This is a genomic window from Janthinobacterium sp. 1_2014MBL_MicDiv, from assembly GCF_001865675.1.
Lineage (GTDB): Bacteria > Pseudomonadota > Gammaproteobacteria > Burkholderiales > Burkholderiaceae_D > Janthinobacterium.
This window is the reverse complement of the sequence record NZ_CP011319.1, coordinates 4,461,261-4,486,567: the sequence shown is the minus strand read 5'-3', so window position 1 is coordinate 4,486,567 and position 25,307 is coordinate 4,461,261. Positions and strand designations below refer to the sequence as shown.

Below are 25,307 nucleotides of genomic sequence, written 5' to 3'. Positions count from 1 at the left end.
TGGCACGGGCGCTGGCGTCGCCATGCCGCCGAACGACATCGAATGACACTGGAGATATGCAATGAATGAATTGAGCACGGGCGCGACGAGCGCCGTCGAGATACTGAAACGCGAACTGATGCTGCGCCGCCTGGCCAAGGGCGCCGGTGGCGCCGCGCGGCAGCCGGCCGCCATCGGCAAGGCCGACCGCAGCCTGCCGGTGCCGCTGTCCTGGGCGCAGCAGCGGCTGTGGTTCCTGGAACAGCTCGACAGCGCCGCCGGCGCGGCCTACCACCTGGCCGCCGGCCTGCGCCTGTCCGGCAAGCTGGATCGTCCCGCCCTGAAGGCGGCGCTGGACCGCATCATCGCGCGCCATGAAGTGCTGCGCACCACGTTTGCCGAGATCGACGGCCACCCGGTGCAGGTGATCGCCCCGGCCCACGGTTTCAGCCTGCACGAGCACGACCTGGCGGCGCTGGACGGCGCGGAACGCGAGGTGGCCATCAGCCGCCTGTGTGCGGCGCACGAGCAGCAGCATTTCGACCTGGCCAGCGGCCCGCTGATCCGCGCGCAGCTGCTGCGCCTGGACGATGAAGAACACATCCTGCAGATCACGCAGCACCATATCGTCACGGACGGCTGGTCCAACGGCTTGCTGGTGCAGGAGCTGGTCACCCTGTACCAGGCGTTCAGCCGCGGCGAGGCCGACCCGCTGGCGCCGCTGGCGATCCAGTACGCCGACTATGCGGCCTGGCAGCGCGACTGGCTTAAGGGCGAGGTGCTGCAATCGCAGCTCGATTTCTGGCGCCATCACCTGCAGGGCGCGCCCGCGCTGCTGGAACTGCCGCTCGACCATGCGCGCCCGGCCCGGCAAAGCCACGCCGGCGGCAGCGTGCCGCTGGTGCTGGACGATGCCTTGTCCGCGCAGCTGCGCGTGTGGAGCCAGCGTCACGGCTGCACGCTGTTCATGGCCCTGTTGACGGGCTGGGCCATCCTGCTGTCGCGCCTGTCGGGACAGCAGGACGTGGTGATCGGCGCGCCCATCGCCAACCGCCAGCGGCGCGAGGTCGAGGAGCTGATCGGCTTCTTCGTCAATACGCTGGCGCTGCGCGTGCGCCTCGACGACGATCCCAGCGTGGCCGAGCTGCTGGCGCGCGTCAAGAGCGGCACCCTGGGCGCCTTCGCGCACCAGGACCTGCCGTTCGAGCAGGTGGTCGAGATGCTCAACCCGGTGCGCTCGATGGCCCACTCGCCGCTGTTCCAGGTATCGCTGACGCTGAACAATACGCCGCAGGGCGGGGCGCTCGTCACGCCGGGCCTGACCCTGGCGCCGCTGGCGCGCGACCACCGCACCACCCACTTCGACCTGTCGCTGTCGCTGACCGATAGCGGCGGACGCATCGAAGGCGATATCGAATACGCGAGCGACCTGTTCGAGCACGCCACCATCGCGCGCTGGGCCGGCCACCTGCGGGCCATCCTGGAAGCCATGACCGGTAACGATGCGCAGCGCGTCAGTGCGCTGCCGCTGCTCGACGCCGCGGGCCGCCACCAGATGCTGCACGGCTTGAACGCCGGCACCCGCGCCTGTGCACAGGAGCGCCTGGTGCACCAGCTGTTCGAAGACCGCGCCGCCGGGAATGCCGACGCCATCGCGCTCGAGTGCGGCGCGCAGCAGCTGTCGTATGGGCAGCTGAACGGCCGCGCCAACCGCCTGGCGCACCACCTGCGCGCGCTCGGCGTGGCGCCGAACCAGCCGGTGGCCATCTGCGTGCCACGCGGCGTGGACATGGTGGTCGGCCTGCTGGCGATCCTGAAGGCGGGCGGCGCCTACGTCACGCTCGATCCCGCGCTGCCGGCCGACCGGCTGGCCTTCATGCTGGCCGATACGGCCGCCGGCGTGGTCATTTCCCATGGCGAGGTGGCCAGTGCGCTGCCGCTCGCCGGACAGCACCTGCTGCTGCTCGACCGCGACGCGGCCGTCATCGACGGCCATCCTGACAGCAATCCGCCGGCCCTCAGCCAGCCGGGCGACCTGGCCTACTGCATGTACACCTCCGGTTCGACGGGGCAGCCGAAAGGCGTGGCGATTCCGCACCGCAGCGTGCTCGGGTTCATGCTCGACGTCGACTATGTGGCGTGGACGCCGGCCAGCGTCATGCTGCAGTATTCGTCGGCATCGTGGGATGCCCTGACGCTGGAACTGTGGCCCGTGCTGGCGCACGGCGGCCGCTCGGTGCTGTTCAGCGGCGCCAGCGTGACGCCGCAGGAACTGGGCCGGCATATCCGCGCGCACGGCGTCAACCAGCTGTGGATCACGTCCAGCTTCTTCAACCTGATCGTCGACGAGGATGTCTCGCTGCTCGCCGGCGTGGCGCAGCTGATGGTGGGCGGCGAACAGGTCTCGGCGCCGCATGTGCGCAAGCTGATGCTGGCCCAGCCCGCAACGCGCGTCGTCAACGGCTATGGCCCGTCCGAGTGCACGGTATTCAGCTGCTGCCACGTGCTGCCCGCAGCGCCGGCGGCCGACGCGCACAAGCTGCCGATCGGGCGTCCGATCGGCGACCGCCGCGTGTACGTGCTCGATGCGGCCGGCGGCCCGGTGCCGGTGGGCGTGGTGGGCGAACTGCATGTGGCCGGCGACAGCCTGGCGCTTGCCTATATCAACCTGCCCGAGCTGACCGCGCAGCGCTTCCTGGCCGACCCCTTCGTCGCCGGCGCGCGCATGTACCGCAGCGGCGACCTCGTGCGTTGGCTGCCCGATGGCAACCTGGAGTTTGTCGGACGTGCCGACGACCAGGTCAAACTGCGCGGTTTCCGCATCGAGCTCGGTGAAATCGCGGCGCGCCTGTCGGCCTGCCCCGACGTGCTGGACGCCGCCGTGATCGTGCGCGACGACTTCCCCGGCGATGCGGGCCAGCGCCTGGTGGCCTATGTGACGGCGCGCGATGGCGCCGTGCTGGAGGCAGCCGACCTGCGCGCGCGCCTGGCCGTGGTGCTGCCGGCCTACATGGTGCCGGGCGCCTTCGTGGTGCTCGATGCCTTGCCGCTGACGGCGAATGGCAAGCTGGATCGCCGCGCCTTGCCGGCGCCGGATGCGGCGGCCCTGGCCACGCGCGTGTATGAAGCGCCGCACGAGGGCATCGAAGCGGCGATGGCGCAGGTCTGGCAGGATTTGCTGGGCGCCGCGCGCGTCGGCCGGCACGACCAGTTCTTCGAGCTGGGCGGCCATTCGCTGCTGGCGGTGCAGCTGATTTCGCGCCTGCGCCAGGCGCTCGACGTGGAACTGACCTTGCGCGACCTGTTCGACGAGCCTTCGCTGGCCGGCCTGTCGCGCCTGGCGGCCCAGGCCCGGCGCGCCAGCCTGGCGCGCATCGAGCGCGTCGACAGCAGCGTGCCGGTACCCCTGTCGTGGGCGCAGCAGCGCCTGTGGTTCCTCGACCAGCTGGACCACGCAGCCAGCGTTGCCTACCATATCCCCACGGCCTTGCTGCTGCAGGGCGAACTCGATACGGCGGCGCTGCAGGCGGCGCTCGACCGCATCGTCGCCCGCCACGACATCCTGCGCACCAGCTTTGTCGCCGTCGACGGCCAGCCGATGCAGCTGGTGGCGCCGGCCGGCGCGGGCTTCTGCCTGCTGCGCGAAGACTTGCGCGACATGACGGAACTGGCGCAGCAGGAGACGGTGCAGCGCCTGTGCCGCAGCGAGGAGCGCGAACCGTTCGACCTGGCGCGCGGCCCGCTGGTGCGCGGCCGCCTGCTGCGCCTGGCCGACGACCAGCACGCGCTGGTGATCACCCAGCACCACATCGTCACCGACGGCTGGTCCGTGGGCGTGATGGTGCAGGAACTGGCGGCGCTGTATTCCGCCTTCCTGCTGGCGCAGCCTGACCCGCTGCCGCCGCTCGCCCTGCAGTATGCCGACTACGCCAGCTGGCAGCGCGCATGGCTGCACGACAGTGTGCTGGACGGCCAGCGCGCCTTCTGGCGCAACCGCCTGCAGGGCGCGCCGACGCTGCTCGAGCTGCCGCTCGACCGCGCCCGTCCCGCCATCCAGAGCTACGCCGGCGCGACCCTGGCGCTGGCCTTGCCGGCGGAGCTGTGCAACGGCCTGCGCCACCTGAGCCAGCGCCATGGCAGCACCTTGTTCATGACCCTGCTCACGGGCTGGTCCATCGTGCTGTCGCGCCTGTCCGGCCAGGACGATATCGTCATCGGCACGCCGGTGGCGAACCGTCCGCATGCCGAAATCGAGTCGCTGATCGGCTTTTTCGTCAACATGCTGTCGATGCGCGTGCGCCTGGACGACAACCCCAGCGTCGCCGCGCTGCTGGCGCGCGTGAAGGCCGATGCGCTCGACGCCTATGCCAACCAGGACCTGCCGTTCGAGCAGGTGGTCGAAGCCGTGCAGCCGCTGCGCGCGATGAGCCACGCGCCGCTGTTCCAGGTGTCGATGACCTTGAATAACATGCCGATCAGCACGGAGCTGGAACTGGCCGGCCTGTCGCTGTCGCGCATCGCTTCCCACGACACGTCCAGCCAGGTCGACCTGTCGCTGGAGCTGATGGAAGTGGGCCAGGCGGTGCAGGGCGTGCTGACCTATGCCAGCGACCTGTTCGACGCGGCCACCGTGCAGCGCTGGATCGGGCATTTGCACACGGTGCTGGCGGCCATGGTGGCCGACGACCAGCAGCAGGCCGGCACCTTGCCGCTGCTGACGGCGGCCGAGCGCGAGCAGATCGTCACAAGTTTGAACGCCACGGCGCGCGAGTATCCGCACGACATGGATATCGCGCGGGTATTCGAGGCGCGCGCCGCGCAGCAGCCGGACGCCGTCGCGCTCGTGCATGAAGGCGCGAGCGTCTCGTATGGACAGCTGAATGGCCGCGCCAACCGCCTGGCGCACCACCTGACGGCGCTGGGCGTGGCGGCCGAGGACCGCGTCGCCGTCTGTCTCGAGCGCAGCCCCGACATGATCGTCGCCATGCTGGCCATCCTCAAGGCGGGCGCCGCCTATGTGCCGCTCGATACCAGCTATCCGCCCGAGCGCCTGGCATGGATGCTGGCCGACTGCGCCCCGGCCGCCCTGGTCGGCAGCACGCCGCTGCTGGCAGGCCTGCCGTCGCTGGCCTGCCCCATGATCGCGCTGGACGCGGCCGCGGCGCAGCTGGCGCCATGCAGCGAGGCCAATCCGCAGCGCGGCGAGGCGCAGCCGCGCCACCTCGCGTATGTGATCTATACCTCGGGCTCGACCGGCGAGCCGAAAGGCGTGATGGTCGAACAGCGCAGCGTGCTGCGCCTGGTCATGAACAATCCGTACGCCCGCATCGATGCCGAGGATTGCATCGCGCATTGCGCCAATCCCGCCTTCGACGCTTCGACCTGGGAAATCTGGGCGGCCCTGCTGAACGGCGCGCGCCTGCTGCTGGTGCCGCAGCCGGTGCTGCTCGACCCGATCAGTTTTTCCAACGCCCTGATCGAGGAGCATGTGACGGCCCTGTGGATGACGGTGGGCCTGTTCAACGAATATGCGCCCTTGCTGGAGACGGCGTTCAGCCAGCTGCGCTACCTGCTGGTGGGCGGCGACGCCCTCGATCCGCGCGCCATGGCGCGCCTGCTGGCCAGCGCCGTGCCGCCGCGCCACGTGATCAACGGCTATGGCCCCACCGAAACGACGACGTTTGCCGCCACCTACGACATCACTGCCGTGGCGGCCGATGCCCGCTCCATCCCGATCGGCAAGCCGATCGGCAACACCCGCATCTACATCCTCGACGCGCACGGCCAGCCCGTGCCGCTGGGCGTGGCGGGCGAAATCCACATCGGCGGCCCCGGCGTGGCGCGCGGCTACCTGTTCCGTCCCGAACTGAGCGCGCAGCGCTTCATCGCCGATCCGTATGGCGACGAGGAGGGCGCGCGCCTGTACAAGACGGGCGACGTGGGCCGCTACCTGGCCGACGGCAATATCGAATACCTGGGACGCAACGATTTCCAGGTGAAGATCCGCGGTTTCCGCATCGAGCTGGGCGAGATCGAGGCGCGCCTGGCCGCCTGCGCCGGCGTGCGCGAAGCGGTGGTGCTGGCGCGCGAGGCGCAGCCCGAGGCCGGCGTGCCGGCCGACAAGCGGCTGGTGGCGTATGTGCTGCCAGAGGAGGGCGCCGCGCTGTCGGCGGCCGTCCTGCGCGCGCAGCTGGCGCAGGTCTTGCCGCCGTATATGGTGCCGTCCGCGTTTGTCTGCATGGACAGCTTCCCGCTGACGCCGAACGGCAAGCTCGATCGCAAGGCCCTGCCGGCGCCGGACCAGCAGTCGCTGGCCGCGCGCGAATACGAGGCGCCCGTGGGCGAGACGGAAATCGCGCTGGCCACACTGTGGCAAGAGCTGCTGGGCGTGGAACGGGTGGGCCGGCATGACCAGTTCTTCGAGCTGGGCGGCCATTCGCTGCTGGCCGTGCAGCTCGTGTCGCGCCTGCGCCAGTTGCGCGGCGTGGAGCTGGAATTGCGCCAGCTGTTCGCGCAGCCCACCTTGGCGGGCCTGGCCAGCGTGGCCGACAGCGCCAGGCGCGCCGACCTGTCGCGCATCGAGCGGGCCGACCGCAGCCTGCCGCTGCCCCTGTCCTGGGCGCAGCAGCGCCTGTGGTTCATCGACCAGTTCGACCATGCGGCCGGCGCCGCCTACCATATCCCGGCCGCACTGCTGCTGACGGGGCAGCTCGACCGCGCCGCCCTGCAGGCGACGCTGGAGCGCATCGTGGCGCGCCATGAAGTGCTGCGCACCACCTTCGTCGAAGACGACGGCCAGCCGCGCCAGGTCATCCACGCGGCCGGCGCCGCCTTCCAGTTGCGCGAACAGGACCTGTCCGGCCTGACGCCGGAACAGCAGCAGGCCGCCGTGCGGCGCCTGGGCCAGGCCGAGGCGTGCGCAGCGTTCGACCTGGCGCAGGGACCGCTGATCCGCGGCCAGCTGCTGCGCCTCGGCGACGATCAGCACATCCTGCTCGTCACGCAGCACCATATCGTCACCGACGGCTGGTCGATCGGCATCCTGGTGCAGGAAGTGGCTGCCCTGTATGGCGCCTTCCGCCAGGGCCGGGCCGACCCGCTGCCGCCGCTGGAACTGCAGTATGCGGACTTCGCCGTCTGGCAGCGCGGCTGGCTGCAGGGCGAGGCCCTGCAGGAGCAGCTCGATTTCTGGCGCGGCCACCTCGAGGGCGCGCCCGCGCTGCTCGAACTGCCGCTCGACCACGCCCGTCCACCCGTGCAAAGCCATGCCGGCGGCATGCTGCCGGTGATGCTGCCGGCCGACCTGTGCGGCGCGCTGCGCCAGCTGTCGCAGCGCCATGGCTGCACCATGTTCATGACCTTGCTGGCCGGCTGGGCGATTGTCCTGTCGCGCCTGTCGGGACAGGATGAGGTGGTGATCGGCGCGCCGATCGCCAACCGCCAGCGCGGCGAGCTGGAAAACCTGATCGGCTTCTTCGTCAACACCCTGGCGCTGCGCGTGCGCCTGGGCGACAATCCCAGCGTGGCTGAATTGCTGGGCCGCGTGCGCGGCGACACGCTCGACGTGTACGCGCACCAGGACCTGCCGTTCGAGCAGGTCGTCGAGGCGGTCCGTCCCGTGCGCTCGCTGGCCCATGCGCCGCTGTTCCAGGCCATGCTGGCATTGAACAATACGCCGTCCGGCGCGGCCCTCGAGATGCCGGGCCTGAGCTTGTCGTCGCTGGAGCCGTCGCACGTGACCAGCCATTTCGACCTGTCGCTGACGTTCTCGGAGGACGCGGCCGGCATCGCCGGCGCGCTCGAATATGCGAGCGACCTGTTCGAACCGGCCACCGTGACGCGCTGGATCGGCCACCTGCAGACGGTGCTGGCCGCGATGGCCGCCGACGACCAGCTGGCCGTGCGCGACCTGCCGCTGCTGTCGCCGGCGCAGGAGCGCCACCTCGTGCAGGACTTCAACCTGAACGCGGCGGCCGATGCCGACGACGGCCACGCGCTGATCCAGCAGCTGTTCGAAGAACAGGTGGCGGCGTGCCCCGGGGCCGTCGCCCTGTCGCATGACGGCGAGGAGATCAGCTACGCGCAGCTGAACGACATGGCCAACCGCGTGGCGCGGCAGCTGATCGCGCTCGGCGTCGTGCCCGACCAGCGCGTCGCGCTGTGCCTGGAGCGCGGTCCGCACATGGTGGCAGCCCTGCTGGGCATCATGAAGGCGGGCGGCGCCTATGTGCCGCTCGACCCGCAGTATCCGCAGGAGCGCCTGGCCTACATGCTGGCCGATAGCGCGCCGGTGGCGCTGCTGACCCAGGCATCGCTGGCGGACGGCTTGCCGCCGCTGGCCGTGCCGGCGCTCGACATCGCCGCGCTGCTGGCGCCGCAGGACGAGGCGCCCGGTAATCCCGATCCGCTTGCGCTGGGCCTGCGCGGCGAGCATCTGGCGTATGTCATCTACACCTCCGGTTCGACCGGCTTGCCGAAGGGCGTGATGAACCATCACCGCGGCCTGTGCAGGCTGGCGCGCGCGCAGCGCACGCTGTTCGGCGCCGGCGCCGGCAGCCGCGTGCTGCAGTTCGCCTCGTTCAGTTTCGACGCCAGCGTGTGGGAATGCGTGATGGCCCTGTGCGGCGGCGCCACCCTGGTGCTGGCCAGCCCGGCGCGCCTGCAGGCCGGCGACGCGCTGTGGCAGACCTTGCAGCAGGAACGCATCAGCCATGTCACCTTGCCCGGTTCGGTCGTGGCGATCTGGGGCGACGCCGTCCCGGCGCAGCCGCTGACCCTGATCATGGCCGGCGACGTGTGTCCGCCTGCCGTGGCGCGCCATTGGGCCGCCCATTGCCGCCTGTTCAATGCCTACGGCCCGACGGAAATCACGGTGTGCGCCAGCGTGCACGCCTGCCTGCCTGAGGGACAGGGCACGGTGCCGATCGGCCGTCCCATCGCCGGCGCGCGCATCTATATCCTCGATGCGCAAGGCAAGGTGCTGCCGCTGGGCGTGCCCGGCGAAATCCATGTCGGCGGTCCCGGCGTGGCGCGCGGCTACCTGAACCAGCCGCAGTTGACGGCGCAGCGCTTCATCGCCGATCCGTTCAGCGGGGAAGAGGACGCGCGCCTGTACAGGACGGGCGACCTGGGGCGCTGGCTGCCCGACGGCAGCATCGAATTTTTGGGCCGTAACGACTTCCAGGTGAAGATTCGCGGCTTCCGCGTGGAACTGGGCGAGATCGAATCGCGCCTGGCCGAGCTCGACGGGGTACGCGATGCCGCCGTCGTGGCCCGCGACGAAGCGGCCGGCGACAAGCGCCTGGTGGCTTACCTGGTGCCGCACGACGGCGCGCAGCTCGAGGTGGCGTCCCTGCGCGCCGCCCTGGCGGCCCACCTGCCGCACTATATGGTGCCGTCGGCCTTCGTCGTGCTCGCGGCGCTGCCGCTGACCATCAATGGCAAGCTCGATCGCGCCGCGCTGCCGGCGCCGGAGCAGGGCGCCGTGCTGGCGCGCGCCTTCGAGGCGCCCGTCGGTCCGCTGGAAACGGCCATCGCGGCCATCTGGCAGGAGTTGCTGGGCCAGCAGCAGGTGGGACGGCATGACCAGTTCTTTGAACTGGGCGGCCATTCCCTGCTGGCGGTGCAGCTGCTCTCGCGCATGCGCCAGACCCTCGGCGTGGAAGTGAGCCTGCGCGAACTGTTTGCCGAACCGAGCCTGGCCGGACTGGCGGCCGTGGCCGGCGGCGCCCGCCGCGCCAACCTGGAGCGCATCGCCGCGGCCGACCGCAGCCTGCCCCTGCCGCTGTCGTGGGCGCAGCAGCGCCTGTGGTTCCTCGACCAGCTCGACCATGCGGCCGGCGCGGCGTATCACCTGCCGGCCGGCTTGCGCCTGAGCGGGCAGCTGGACCTGGCAGCGCTGCAGGCGACGCTGGACCGCATCGTCGCGCGCCATGAAGTGCTGCGCACGGCCTTCGTCGTGCACGAAGGCCAGCCGCGCCAGGCCATCGGCGATGCCGCTACCGGCTTTGCCCTGGCCATGCACGACCTGCGCGGCCTGGAGACCGGCGCCCGCGAAGCGGCGCTGCAGCGGATCGCCGGCGCCGAGGCGCTGGCGCCGTTCGACCTGGCCACGGGTCCGCTGATCCGCGGCCAGCTGCTGCGCACGGCGGACGACGAGCATATCCTGCTCATCACGCAGCATCACATCGTCACCGACGGCTGGTCGGTGGGCGTCATGGTGCAGGAAGTCATGGCGCTGTATGCCGCCTTCACCCAGGGCGAAGCCGACCCGCTGCCGCCGCTGGCCATCCAGTACGCCGACTATGCGGCCTGGCAGCGCGGCTGGCTGCAGGGCGAGGTGCTGCAGGCGCAGCTCGACTTCTGGCGCGGCCACCTGTCCGGCGCGCCGTCGCTGCTCGAGCTGCCGCTCGACTTCCCCCGTCCCGCCGTGCAAAGCTATGCCGGCGCGCTGGTGCCGGTGACGTTCCCGGCGCAGCTGACGGCCGACCTGCGCGCGCTGGCCCGGCGCTCGGGCAGCACGCTGTTCATGATCCTGATGGCCGCCTGGGCCACGGTGCTGTCGCGCCTGACGGGGCAGCAGGACATGGTGATCGGCGCGCCGATCGCCAACCGCCAGCGCGACGAAGTGGAAAACCTGATCGGCTTCTTCGTCAACACGCTGGCGCTGCGCGTGCGCCTGCACGACAATCCCACGCTGGCGCAGCTGCTCGAACGCATCAAGGCCGACACCCTGGACGCCTATGCGCACCAGGACCTGCCGTTCGAACAGGTGGTCGAAGCCGTCAATCCGGTGCGTTCGATGAGCCACCCACCCGTGTTCCAGGTCTCGCTCACGCTCAACAACATGCCCAATGGCGGCGCCACCAGCCTGCCAGGCCTGCGGCTGGAGCAGGTCGAGAGCAGCCACCATACGGCCAAGGTCGACGTCTCGCTGCTGCTGGCCGAGTCGGGCGAGCATATCGAAGGCTCGCTCGTGTATGCCAGCGACCTGTTCGCGGCCAGCACCATCGAACGCTGGTCCGGCCACCTGCAGTGCGTGCTGGCGGCCATGGTGGAGGATGACCAGCGCCGCGTGAACGAAGTGGCCCTGCTGTCGGATGGCGAACGCGCGCAGCTGCTGCACGCCTTCAATGCCTCGCAGCGCGACTATCCGCACGGCGAGCTGATCCATCACATGATCGAGGCGCGCGCCGCTGCCGATGCGCAGGCGCCTGCCCTCGTGTTCGGCGAGCAGACGCTCAGCTACGAAGAGTTGAACCGCCGCGCCAACCAGCTCGCGCACCACCTGATCGCGCTGGGCATCGGTCCCGACCAGCGCGTCGCGCTGTGCGTCGAGCGCGGACCGCAGATGGTCATCGGCATGCTGGGCATCCTCAAGGCGGGTGGCGCCTACGTGCCGCTCGACCCGCAATATCCGCTCGACCGCCTGGCCTACATGCTGGAAGACTGCGCGCCGTCGGTGCTGGTCAGCCAGTCGGCCCAGCTGGACCGCCTGCCATGGCTGGCGGCGCCTGTGGTGGTGCTCGACGAGGACGCGGCCAAGCTGGCGCGCCGGCCGCAGCACAATCCCCAGGTCGATGGCTTGCACGCCGGCCACCTGGCCTACGTGATCTACACCTCCGGTTCGACCGGCATGCCGAAAGGCGTGATGAACCACCATCGCGGCCTGTGCAACCTGGCCCGCGCCCAGGCCGAGCTGTTCGAGGCGGGAGCGGGCAGCCGCGTGCTGCAGTTCGCCTCGTTCAGCTTTGACGCCAGCATCTGGGAATGCGTGATGGCGCTGACCAGCGGCGCCAGCCTGCACCTGGCCAGCAGCGACGCGCTGCTGCCGGGCCAGCCGCTGCTCGACACGCTGGCCAGCCAGCGCATCACCCATGCGACCCTGCCGGGCGCCGTGGTGGCGGCCTGGGATGCCGACGCCCTGGCCGATGGCATGACCCTGATCGTCGCCGGCGACGCCTTCCCGCCGGCCGCCGCGCGCCAGCTGGCGGCGCGCCACCGCCTGTTCAATGCCTACGGCCCGACGGAAACGACGGTGTGCGCCAGCGTGTTCCGCTGCACGCCGGACCTGCAAGGCTCGGTGCCGATCGGCAAACCGATCGCCAACACGCAGCTGTACATCCTCGATGCGCAGGGCCAGCCCGTGCCGCTGGGCGTGAGCGGCGAGATCCACATCGGCGGCACGGCCGTGGCGCGCGGCTATCTGTTCCGCCCCGAACTGTCGGCCGAGCGCTTCATCGCCGACCCGTTCGGCGGCGAGGCGGACGCGCGCCTGTACAAGACGGGCGACCTGGGGCGCTGGCTGGCCGACGGCAATATCGAATACCTGGGCCGCAACGACTTCCAGGTGAAGATCCGCGGTTTCCGCATCGAGCTGGGCGAGATCGAGGCACGCCTGGCGGCCGCTCCCGGCGTGCGCGAAGCGGTGGTCGCCGCGCGCGACGACGCCCAGGGTGCGTCCGCCGGCGACAAGCGTCTGGTGGCCTATCTGCTGCTGGAAGACGGCGCCGAGCTGTCGCCGGCGGCCCTGCGCGACTACCTGGCTGGCGTGCTGCCGGCGCACATGGTGCCGAGCGCCTTCGTGGCACTCGACGCCTTCCCGCTCAGCCCGAACGGCAAGCTGGACCGCAAGGCGCTGCCCGCGCCGGACCAGGAAGCCGTCGTGACGCAGGCCTACGTGGCGCCGGAAGGCGAGGTGGAACTGGCCGTGGCCGCCGTGCTGCAGGAGGTGCTGGGCATCGAGCGCGTGGGACGCCACGACCACTTCTTCGAGCTGGGCGGCCATTCGCTGCTGGTGGTGACCCTGATCGAACGGCTGCGCCAGCGCGGCCTGGCCATGGACGTGCGCGATGTCTTCAATGCGCCGACCCTGCAGGCGATGGCGGCCGTCATCGCCCAGCGCGCGGACCGGCCGGCACCGCAGGAAGCGCCGGTCAACCTGATCGCCGCCGATGCGCGCGAAATCACGCCCGCCATGCTGCCGCTGGCCGAGATGTCGCAGGCGGAAATCGACCTCGTGGTCGCCGCCATGCCGGGCGGGATCGCCAACGTGCAGGACATGTATGCACTGGCGCCGCTGCAGGAAGGCATCCTGTTCCATCACATGCTGGGCAACGGCAGCGATGCCTACCTGTCCTGCTCGGTGGTCGAATTCGACAGCCGCGGACGTCTCGACAGCTTCCTGCAGGCGCTGCAGACCGTCATCGACCGCCACGACATCCTGCGCACGGCCTTCTTCTGGGAAGGCCTGGCGCAGCCGGTGCAAGTGGTGGCGCGCCGCGCCAGCCTGCCCGTCACGGAGCTGCGGCTCGATGACGGCGCCGAGCCGGTCGCCGACCTGCTGGCCCAGGTGGCGCGCGACTATCCGCTGATGGACCTGCGCCTGGCGCCGCAGCTGGCCGCCTTCGTGGCGGCCAAGCCGGACGGCTCCGGCTATCTGCTGGGCCTGCACGAACACCACATCATCAGCGACAACTTCACCTTGCAGCTGGTGCTGGCGGAGATCGGCTACCTGATCTCGGGCCAGGAGGCGCAGCTGACGCCGCCCGTCCCTTACCGTAACTTCATCGCGCAAGCCCGCTCCGTGCCCGACGCCGTGCACGAAGCGTATTTCCGCGCTCAGCTGGGCGATATCGACGAGCCGACCGCGCCTTTCGGCCTGCTCGACGTGCAGTCCAGCGGCGCCGTCGCCGCCGAAGCGAGCCTGGTGATCGAGGGCGACGCCGCGCAAGCCATCCGCGACACGGCGCGCGGCCGCGGCGTGCCGCCGGCGGTGCTGTTCCACGTCGCCATGGCGCAGGTGCTGGCCCGTTGTAGCGGACGCGAGGACGTGGTCTTCGGCAGCGTGCTGTCGGGCCGCCTGCAAGGCTCCGCCGGCGCCGACCAGGTGCTGGGCATGTTCATCAATACCCTGCCGCTGCGCATCTCGCTGGCCGGACGCAGCGTCGAGGACGCCGTGCGCGAAACGTATGCCGGCATGGCGCAGCTGCTCGGCCACGAGCAGGCGTCGCTGGCGCTGGCGCAGCGCTGCAGCGGCGTGCGCGCGCCGCTGCCCCTGTTCAGCGCCTTGCTGAACTACCGGCATCCGAACGTGGTCACGCCTTCGGGCGATGGCGATGCGCTGGAAATCTGGGAAGGCACCCGCTTGCTGAGCGCGGTCGAACGCACGAATTATCCGTTCGATATCTCGGTCGACGACTTCAAGGACGAATTCGTCCTGACGGCCAAGTGCAGCGGTGTCGAACCGCAGCGCGTGGCGGCCTATCTGCACACGGCCGTCCTGGCCGTGGCAGAGGCGCTGCGCCAGCAGCCCGACCTGCCGGTGGGCGACATCGCCATCCTGGCGCCGGCCGAGCGCGCGCAGCTGCTGTCCGGCTTCAACGACAACGCCCAGCCCTACGACGCGGCGCGCCTGATGCATGCGGCCTTCGAGGCGCAGGCGGCGCGCGATCCGCTGGCATTGGCGCTCGTGCATGGCGCCACGGCTTTGTCGTACGGCGAAGTGAATATCCGCGCCAACCGCCTCGCGCATCATTTGCTTGCGCAGGGCGTGGCGGCGGGCAGCCTGGTGGGCGTGTGCCTGCGCCGCTCGGAACAGATGGTGGTGGCGCTGCTGGCCATCCTGAAGGCGGGCGCCGCCTACGTGCCGCTGGACCCGATGTACCCGGCCCAGCGCCAGGCGCATATCGTCGAGGACAGCGGCATGGCCTGGCTGCTGACGCAGGAAGACTTGCTGGCGCAGCTGCAGCAGCAAGGCGAGCTGCAAGCGGCGCTGCAGGCGGCGGGCACGCGTTTGCTGGCGCTCGACGCGGCAGCCGTGACGGCCGCCGTGGCGCTTCAGCCACACGGCAATCCTGCGCCGCGGGCGCTGGCGGAAGACACGGCTTACCTGATCTATACCTCGGGTTCGACGGGGCGGCCGAAGGCCGTGCAGATCTGCCACCGCAACGTGGCGGCGCTGGTGCAGTGGGCGCAGACGGCGTACGCGCCGGCCGAACTGGCGCGCGTGCTGGCCTCGACGTCGCTGAACTTCGACCTGTCGGTGTTCGAGATCTTCGTGCCGCTGTCCTTGGGCGGCGCGACGGTGGTGGTCGACGATGCGCTGGCGCTGCTGCAAGGCCCGCTCGACATCACCCTGCTCAACACGGTGCCGTCGGCCTGCCGCGCCCTCGTCGATGCGCAGGCCGTACCGGCCAGCGTGCAGGTGGTCAACCTGGCCGGCGAAGCGCTGCCGGTGGCGCTGGTGAACGCCCTGCTGGCGCAGGGTGGCGTGGCGCGCGTGTGCAATCTGTACGGTCCGTCGGAAGACACGACGTATTCGTCGTGGGCCAGTTTCGATGCGCCATTGACGGGCGCCATGACGATCGGCAAGCCGATCAACAACACGCGCTTTTACCTGCTCGACAGCCACGGCCAGCCGGTGCCGCTGGGCGTGCCGGGCGAGATCCACATCGCCGGCGCGGGCGTGGCGCTGGGCTATCTGAAGCAGCCGGAACTGACGGCGCAGCGCTTCATCGCCGATCCCTTCGAGGGCGGACACATGTACAGGACGGGCGACCTGGGACGCTGGCTGCCTGACGGCAACATCGAATACCTGGGCCGCAACGACTTCCAGGTGAAGGTGCGCGGCTTCCGCATCGAACTGGGCGAGATCGAGGCGCGCCTGTGCCAGCTGGACGGCGTGAAGGAAGCCGTGGTGGTGGCGCGCGGCGAAGGCGAGGCGCAGCGGCTGGTGGCGTACTGGATCGCCGCGGCCGATGCGGGCGAGATGGAGGCCGGTGCCCTGCGCGCGGCGCTGGCCGCCGTGCTACCGGCCTACATGCTGCCATCGGCCTTCGTGCGCCTCGACGCCTTCCCGCTCAGCCCGAACGGCAAGCTGGAACGCCGCGCGCTGCCCGAGGTGGAACAGGAATTGCTGGCAACGGCGCAGTATGCGGCGCCGCAGGGCGCCGTGGAAGAGGGCATGGCGCAGATCTGGCAAGACTTGCTGGGCTTGCCGCAAGTGGGCCGCCACGACCAGTTCTTCGAGTTGGGCGGCCATTCGCTGCTGGCGATCCGCCTCGTGTCGCGTTTGCGCCAGGTGTTTGGCGTGGAAATGTCGCTGCGCGAACTGTTTGCGCAGCCCACGCTCGCAGGCTTGTCGGCCCTGGTGGCCGGCGCCCGCCGCAGCAATCTGGCGCGCATCGAGCGGGCCGACCGCAACGCGGCGCTGCCGCTGTCGTGGGCCCAGCAACGGCTGTGGTTCCTCGACCAGCTCGACGATGCGGCCGGTGCCGCCTATCACATCCCGATGGCCTTGCGCCTGCAGGGCCGGCTGGACTTGCCCGCGCTGCAAGCCACGCTCGACCGCCTGGTGCAGCGCCATGAAATCCTGCGCACGCGCTTCGTGGCGCAGGAGCAGGAGGTAAGGCAGGTGATCGACGCCGCCGCGCCGTTCGACCTGCAGCTGCAGGACCTTGCCGGCGGCGCCGCGGACGACGTCATGCGCCTGGCGCAGGACGAGGCGGCCAAGCCGTTCGACCTGGCGCGCGGTCCGCTGATCCGCGGCCGCTTGCTGCGCCTGTCGCCGGAAGAGCACATCCTGCTGATCACCCAGCACCACATCGTCACCGATGGCTGGTCGATCAATGTCATGGTGCGCGAAGTGGCGACGCTGTATGCGGCACTGAGCCAGGGCGGCGCCGACCCGTTGCCGCCGCTGGCGCTGCAATATGCCGACTTCGCCGCCTGGCAGCGTGGCTGGCTGCAGGGCGACGCGCTGCAGGCGCAGCTCGACTTCTGGCGCACGCACCTGGACGACGCGCCGGCCCTGCTGGAACTGCCGCTGGACCGTGCCCGCCCGGCGCAGCAAAGCTATGCCGGCAGCCTGTTTGCCGCCACCTTGCCGCCGGCACTGAGCGACGGCTTGCGCCAGCTGAGCCAGCGCCATGGCAGCACCCTGTTCATGACGTTGCTGACGGGCTGGGCCGTCCTGCTGGCCCGCCTGTCGGGCCAGGACGAGGTGGTGATCGGCGCGCCGGTGGCCAACCGGGGCCGCAGCGAGATCGAATCGCTGATCGGCTTTTTCGTCAACACCCTGGCCATGCGCGTCAAGCTCGGCGACAACCCCAGCGTGGCCGCGCTGCTGGCCCGCGTGCGGAGCGACGCCCTCGACGCCTATGCCAACCAGGACGTGCCGTTCGAACAGGTGGTCGAGGCCATCAATCCGGCCCGTTCGATGAGCCATGCACCGCTGTTCCAGAGCTCATTGACCCTGACGGAGGCGGGCTTGCCGCATGCCCTCAGCATGCCCGGCCTGACCCTGGGCGTGCTGGAGCAGGCGCGCCAGACCACGCACTTCGACCTGTCGCTGTCGTGCTTTGACAATGCGGACGGCATCGCCTTCAGCATCGAGTATGCGACCGACCTGTTCGACGCCGCGACGATTGCGCGCTGGGCCGGACATTTGCAGACCCTGTTTGCCGCCATGGTGGCCGACGAGACGCTGCCCGTGGCCAGCTTGCCGCTGCAGTCGCCTGCGCAGCTGCAGCAGCTGCTGTCCGGCTTCAACGACAACGCCCAGCCCTACGACGCGGCGCGCCTGATGCATGCGGCCTTCGAGGCGCAGGCGGCGCGCGATCCGCTGGCATTGGCGCTCGTGCATGGCGCCACGGCTTTGTCGTACGGCGAAGTGAATATCCGCGCCAACCGCCTCGCGCATCATTTGCTTGCGCAGGGCGTGGCGGCGGGCAGCCTGGTGGGCGTGTGCCTGCGCCGCTCGGAGCAGATGGTGGTGGCGCTGCTGGCCATCCTGAAGGCGGGCGCCGCCTACGTGCCGCTGGACCCGATGTACCCGGCCCAGCGCCAGGCGCATATCGTCGAGGACAGCGGCATGGCCTGGCTGCTGACGCAGGAAGACTTGCTGGCGCAGCTGCAGCAGCAAGGCGAGCTGCAAGCGGCGCTGCAGGCGGCGGGCACGCGTTTGCTGGCGCTCGACGCGGCAGCCGTGACGGCCGCCGTGGCGCTTCAGCCGCACGGCAATCCTGCGCCGCGCGCGCTGGCGGAAGACACGGCTTACCTGATCTATACCTCGGGTTCGACGGGGCGGCCGAAGGCCGTGCAGATCTGCCACCGCAACGTGGCGGCGCTGGTGCAGTGGGCGCAGACGGCGTACGCGCCGGCCGAACTGGCGCGCGTGCTGGCTTCGACGTCGCTGAACTTCGACCTGTCGGTGTTCGAGATCTTCGTGCCGCTGTCCTTGGGCGGCGCCACGGTGGTGGTCGACGATGCGCTGGCGCTGCTGCAAGGCCCGCTCGACATCACCCTGCTCAACACGGTGCCGTCGGCCTGCCGCGCCCTCGTCGATGCGCAGGCCGTGCCGGCCAGCGTGCAGGTGGTCAACCTGGCCGGCGAAGCGCTGCCGGTGGCGCTGGTGAACGCCCTGCTGGCGCAGGGTGGCGTGGCGCGCGTGTGCAATCTGTACGGTCCGTCGGAAGACACGACGTATTCGTCGTGGGCCAGTTTCGATGCGCCATTGACGGGCGCCATGACGATCGGCAAGCCGATCAACAACACGCGCTTCTACCTGCTCGACAGCCATGGCCAGCCGGTGCCGCTGGGCGTGCCGGGCGAGATCCACATCGCCGGCGCGGGCGTGGCGCTGGGCTATCTGAAGCAGCCGGAACTGACGGCGCAGCGCTTCATCGCCGATCCCTTCCAGGGCGGACGCATGTACAGGACGGGCGACCTGGGACGCTGGCTGCCTGACGGCAACATCGAATACCTGGGCCGCAACGACTTCCAGGTGAAGGTGCGCGGCTTCCGCATCGAACTGGGCGAGATCGAGGCGCGCCTGTGCCAGCTGGACGGCGTGAAGGAAGCCGTGGTGGTGGCGCGCGGCGAAGGCGAGGCGCAGCGGCTGGTGGCGTACTGGATCGCCGCCGCCGATGCGGGCGAGATGGAGGCCGGTGCCCTGCGCGCGGCGCTGGCCGCCGTGCTGCCGGCCTACATGCTGCCGTCGGCCTTCGTGCGCCTCGACGCCTTCCCGCTCAGCCCGAACGGCAAGCTGGAACGCCGCGCGCTGCCCGAGGTGGCGCAGCAAGCCGATTCCGGCGCGGACGGCGCGCCGCTGGAGGGCATGGAGCAGGCCCTGGCCGCCATCTGGTCGGAGTTGCTGGGCATGGAGCATATCGGCCGCGACGCCAACTTCTTCGCGCTGGGCGGCCACTCGCTGCTGGTGATCAAGATGCAAGCGATGCTGGAGCAGCGCTTCGGCATCGTCATCGCCCTGCGCGACGTGTTCAGCCAGCCGACCCTGGCTGGCCTGGCGGCCATGCTGGGCGGCCAGGCGCAGGCCAATCCTTATCCGAACCTGGTGCCGATCCGCACGGCCGGCACGGCGCGTCCGCTGTTCCTCGTACATCCGTATGAGGGCGAGGTGGGCTACGCGCTGGCCCTGGCGCCATACCTGGAACCGGGCATGCCCGTGTACGGCTTTGCCGCCAGCGGTTTCCAGGCAGGCGAAACGGCGCTGCGTTCGGTGCCGGAAATGGCGGCCTTGTACCTGCAGGGCTTGCGCCACGTGCAGCCGCACGGGCCGTACCGCCTGGCCGGCTGGTCGGCCGGCGGCACGATCGCCTGGGAGATGGCGGCCCAGCTGGCCGGCGCCGACGAGAGCGTCGAATTCCTCGGCCTGATCGACACGGTGCCCGATTACGGCACGCTGCAAAAACGCACGGTGGGCGACAAGCTGCTGCTGCGCGCGAAGGCGGAATTCGACGAGTGCGGCGCCTTGCTGAGTATGGTGCCGGCCGGCACGCCGGGCGCCGCGCTGGCCCGCCTGCGCCAGCTGGCCCGGGCGCAGGATCTCGATGCCATGTTGCTCGAGTGCCAGCAGATCGGCATGCTGCCGCCGGAGTTGGGCCAGGATGCGCTGCGCCGCTACTTCGACGTGCGCCGGGGCATGCTGCTGGCCTTGCACGCCTATCCGATGTGTCCGCTTTCCGCGCCGCTGTCCTTGTTTACGGCCAGCGTGGGCGGCGATCCGGAAAAGAATGCCCGTGACTGGGAACAGCTGGCGCTGGGCGGCATGCACGCCTATCCGCTGACGGGCGACCATTACGCGATCGTCCAGGGCCAGGCCATCGGCAAGCTGGGCACGGCCATGAACAAGGCCCTGCGCAGCGCCGCCAGGCTGCAGCGCGACGCCACGCCGGAAGTGCGCTATGCGCCGCGTTTCACCATCCAGCGCGGCGAGGAGGGCCATGCGCCGCTGTTCTGCGTGCCGGGCGCGGGCGCCAGCGTGACGGTCTTCCATGCGCTGGCGCAGTCGCTCGATGCGCGCCTGCCCGTGCATGGCTTGCAGCCGCGCGGCCTGTGCGGCCGCCTGGCGCCGCACATCGACGTCGAGAGCGCGGCGCGCGCGTATATCCGGGCGATGCGCGAAGTGGCGCCGCGCGGGCCGTACCGCCTGCTCGGCCATTCCTACGGCGGCTGGGTGGCGCTGGAAATGGCGCGCCAGCTCGAGGCGGCAGGCGAGCGCGTGGCCAGCCTGGTGGTGCTCGACAGCCGGGTGCCTTCCGCATCTGGCCAGGCGCGCCGCCATTACCCGCGCATCGAGGCGCTGCTGCGCCTGGTAACGCTGTTTGAAATGACCCTGGGCAAATCGCTGCGCCTGGCCGAGGCGGATTTTGCGCCGCTGGCCTGCGAGCAGCAGATCGCCTTGCTGCTCGAACGCGTCGTCAAGGCCAGGCTGATGCCGGCGCGTACCAGCCTGCAGGCGATGCGCGGCATCGTGCGCGTCTTCGAGGCCAACCTGAACACGGACTACCAGCCCGCCGCGCCATATCTGGGCAGGGCGCACCTGGTCCTGGCCGCCAACGCGGGACGCGACATCGACGACGCGCAGATGCTGGCGCGCTGGCGCGGGCAGGTGCCGCAACTGGGCTACCGGCAGGCGGCGGGCAACCACATGACCCTGCTGTCCGCGCCGCACGTGCAGGAGCTGGGCGCGTGGCTCAACGATGTCATGCGGGAGGGCGATGTGTGATCCATGGCGCACCTGATGCAAGGCCGGCCGAAGGCGACCCCTTCCCGGCATCCGATAAATGTTGTGCAGATACTAAAGGTCTTCCATGTTTAAACGTTACACGAAACTGACGCAAGGCTCGCCGCTCCTGACGCGCCTGGTCGTCGTGGTGCTGCTGCCGCTGCTGGTGGCGGGCGGCCTGCTGCTGGCCAAGTTCCGCCACAGCCTGCCCACCGATGGCGCGCTGCAGCTGACGCAGGGCGTGACGGCGCCCGTGTCGATCCGCCGCGACGCCCACGGCGTGCCGCATATCGAGGCGCGCGCCGACAACGACGCCTACTATGCGATCGGCTATGTGCATGCCCAGGACCGCCTGTGGCAGCTGGAAATCCAGCGCCGCATCGCCCAGGGCCGCCTGAGCGAAGTGTTTGGCCGCTCCAGCGTGCAGCGCGACATCTGGTTCCGCACCCTGGGCCTGTACGACGCGGCCCGCTCGGCCTGGCCGGCGCTGAGCAAGGAGGCGCAGGCATCGCTGACCGCCTATACGGCGGGCGTGAACGCGGGCCGCGCCTCGCTCGAGACGCTGCCGCCCGAGTTCCGTATGCTCAGCGTCCAGCCCGAGCCGTGGACCGTCTACGATTCGCTGGCGTGGATCAAGATGTTCGCGCTCAATCTCGGCGGCAACTTCAACCGCGAGATGGGCCGCTACCTGGCGGGCCAGAGCCTCGACGCCGAGCACATGGCGGTGCTGTTCCCGGATAACAGCATCGACAGCACCCTGCTGGCCGGCGGCGAGAACGGCAAGGCCGGCAAGACCGGCGGCACGGCCGCCAGCGGCCAGCTGGCCAGCATGCTGGCGTTCCAGCACAAGGAACTGACGCAAGGCCTGGGCCTGGGCGGCAGGGGCGTGGGCAGCAATGCCTGGGTGGTGTCGGGCAAGCACAGCGCCGGCGGCGCCGCGCTGCTGGCCAACGATCCCCACCTGAACCTGCAGATCCCGTCGCTCTGGTACGTCGTCAGCGCCAAGGGCAAGACCCTGGACGTAGGCGGCATGAGCCTGGTCGGCCTGCCGGCCGTGATCTTCGGCCACAACAAGGACATCGCCTGGGGCGGCACCAACATGATGGCCGATGCCCAGGACCTGTATTTCGAGCGCAGCGACCCCGCCAACCCGGGCCGCTACGCCGTCAACGGCGACTGGCAGGCCTACACCACGCGCAGCGTCTCGGTATCGGTGCGCTCGGAGTTTCCCGACTTCCTGCATCCGAAATACGAGCCGGTGACGGTGCAGGTGCGCGCCAGCCGCCACGGTCCCATCGTCTCGGACATGTTCAAGGTGTTCGACCAGCCGGTGGCGCTGCGCTGGACGGCCCTCGACGCGGGCGACACCAGCTACGAAGCCTTCTTCCGCCTGAACCACGCGGCCGACTGGGGCGCCTTCAAGCAGGCCATGCAGCTGCACGTGGCGCCGGCCATGAACATGGTGTACGCGGACCGCCAGGGCAATATCGGCTACCTGGGCGCGGGCAGGGTGCCGCTGCGCGGCAAGGGCAACGGCAGCGTGCCGTCGCCGGGCTGGAACGACGACTACGCCTGGAGCGGCTTCATCCCCGCCGACAAGCTGCCGCAGATATACAACCCGCCATCGGGCTTTATCGTCAGCGCCAACAACAGCATCGTCGGCGAAGGCTACCCGTACTTCATTTCGCAGGACTGGGCCTCGCCGGCGCGGGCGCGCCGCATCGAGCAGCTGCTGCGGCAGAAACTGGCCGCCAACAAGCCGCTGACGATGGCGGACATGCAGCAGATGCAGGGCGACACGCTGGACCTGGAAGCGCAGGAAATCCTGCCCGAGCTGCTCAAGCTGGCGCCCGCCAACGACGCGCAGCGCCAGGCCATGACGTGGCTGCGCCAATGGAATGGCGACATGCAGGCGGACAGCCAGGCCGCGGCCATCTTCCACGTCTGGATGCGCCACCTGCGCGAACAGCTGTTCTCGGCGCAGTTCAAGGGCTACTGGAACAAGGCCGAGCAGGGCGGCGTGATCCGCGGCCTGAGCGAGGAAATCCGCGTCGACACCCTGCGCCGCATCCTGGCGCAGCAGCAGGGCGGCTGGTGCGCGCCGGCGGCGACGGCCGGCGTGAAGGCGTGCCAGGACGTGCTGCGCACCTCGTTGCAGGCGGCCATCGATGAAATCTATGAACTCAAGGGCGACCATTCGATGGATTCCTGGCACTGGGGCAAGCTGCAGACGGCGCTGTACGGCCACACGCCATTCAGCCAGACCAAGCCGCTCGACGGCTTCTTCGAACGGCGCGTCGGCAGCGGCGGCTCGGAAAATACCATCAACGTGGCCGCTTCCTCGTTCGAGACCAAGAAGGGCTACAAGCAGCACCTGGGCGCGGGCTTCCGCCAGGTGATCCGCCTGCAGCCGGACGGCGTGCTGAACATGTACATGAATTCCACCGGCCAGTCCGGCAATCTGCTGAGCCGGCACTACGACGACATGGTCGAGCCGTTTGCCAAGGTTCAATTCGTTCCACTCAATCCCGCAGTCCAATCCGGAGAGGCAAAATGAGCCTGTTTTCCATGTTGTCCAAAAAAGCCCCGAACCGCGTATTCGGTTCGATGCTCCTCGGCGTGCTGTCCGGCGCCACCTACGCGCTGCTGATCCCGCTGATGATCAATGCGCTGCGTCCGGCCGACGCCCGCTTCACCACCGTCGACAGCGGCCCCGTGACGGTGGCCTGGCTGGAAGTGGCCAACGCGCCGGTGGCGGCCCTGTTTGCCGCCATCTGCCTGTTCATCGTGGTGGCGCGTACCTTTTCGCAGGTGACGCTGTCGCGCGTGTCGATGAAGCTGGCTTCCGACCTGCGCGTCAACATGTACGAGCGCATCGCCCGCGCCCCGCTGCCGTCGCTCGAGCATATCGGCGTGCCCAAGCTGATCGCCGCCATGACCTCGGACTTGCCGACGGTGGTGTCGGGCACCCAGCTGCTGCCCGACCTGCTGGTGGCCTGCGTCACCGTGGCCGGCATGCTGGGCTTCCTGCTGTACCTGGACGTGACCATCTTCTGGTTCGTCTTCGGCGCCATCATCTTCGGCGTGATCACCTACCAGCTGCCGATGCTGCTGGGCCAGCGTTACTTCATCGAGGGCGGCAAGAGCTCCGATTCGCTGCAGGAAGCGATCCAGGGCCTGGTGCGCGGCGTCAAGGAGCTCAAGCTCAATGACGACAAGCGCCGCGCCTTCTTCGACACCATGCTGCTGCGCTACGAGCGCGACCTGTTCGGCGCCCAGCAAGGCGCCAACACGGTGGTGCGCGTCTCGGCCAACTACGGCGAGATGCTGAGCTTTTTCATCATCGGCGCCGTCACCTTCATCCTCGTCAACTACCACGCCATCAACACGGAGGAACTGCTGGGCGCGATCATGGTGCTGCTGTACATCACGGGCCCGGTGGCCGGCATCCTGCGCCTGCTGCCCGAAATTTCGCGCTCGAAGATCGCGCTGCAGCGCGTCACGTCGCTGCTCGAGCGCCTCTCCGACGAAGACATCGCCGAGACGGCGGCGACGCCCGTGCAGTGGGACGTGATCCGCTTCGAGCAGGTGTGCTACCAGCACCAGCTGGCCGACGATGCGAGCGGCTTTCGCGTCGGCCCGATCGACCTCGAATTCGCCAAGGGCGAAATCACCATGGTCGTCGGCGGCAACGGCTCCGGCAAGTCGACCCTGTGCAAGCTGTTGACGCTGCACTACCAGCCGGTGGCGGGCACGATCTACTTCGGCGACACGGCCATCGACCGCGACACGATCGGCATCTGCCGCCAGAGCGTCTCGGCCATCTATTCGGATTACTACCTGTTCGACCGCCTGCTGGGCGTGGAAGTGGACGCGGCGCAGGTGCAGCACTTCCTGGTGGCCCTGCGCCTCGATGAAAAGGTCACGTACAAGGATGGCAAGTTCTCCACGCTGGCGCTGTCGGACGGCCAGCGCCGCCGCATGGCGCTGCTGGCCGCCTTCATCGAGGACAAGGAACTGTATCTGTTCGACGAATGGGCGGCCGACCAGGACCCCATCTTCAAGGAAGTGTTCTACCACGAAGTGCTGCCGTCGCTGAAGGCGCGCGGCAAGGCCGTGGTGGCGATTACCCATGACGACCGCTATTTCGACATCGCCGACAAGGTGATCGTCATGGCGGACGGCGAAGTCACGCGGATCGAGCTGCCGCATGCGCGGGAACGCGAGAGTGTCAACAGCTCCATGTTCATGCGCCGCGCCTGAGGCCGGCACATCATTTTTCTCACTTTTTGGAGGCGAT

The 25,307-nt window shown here is 69.6% G+C and carries 3 protein-coding genes; all 3 read left to right on the top strand.

The genetic code is table 11. From position 1 onward, the window contains the following. Positions 1-61 precede the first annotated feature (61 nt). The 3 genes from YQ44_RS19360 to YQ44_RS19350 all read left to right on the top strand — a co-directional run bounded on the left by YQ44_RS19360 (position 62) and on the right by YQ44_RS19350 (position 25,270). Entirely contained in the window at positions 62-21,007 is a 20,946-nt protein-coding gene (locus tag YQ44_RS19360; protein WP_071324772.1) for a non-ribosomal peptide synthetase, read from the top strand. Positions 21,008-21,092: 85 nt separating this feature from the next. After that, positions 21,093-23,564, top strand: coding sequence for a penicillin acylase family protein (locus YQ44_RS19355; RefSeq protein WP_071324771.1), 2,472 nt, complete (start codon positions 21,093-21,095; stop codon positions 23,562-23,564). Then, positions 23,561-25,270 (top strand): cyclic peptide export ABC transporter, encoded by a 1,710-nt coding sequence (locus tag YQ44_RS19350; RefSeq protein WP_071324770.1) that lies wholly within the window; start codon positions 23,561-23,563, stop codon positions 25,268-25,270. Before YQ44_RS19355 ends, YQ44_RS19350 begins: the two co-directional genes overlap by 4 nt. Positions 25,271-25,307: the final 37 nt, after the last annotated feature.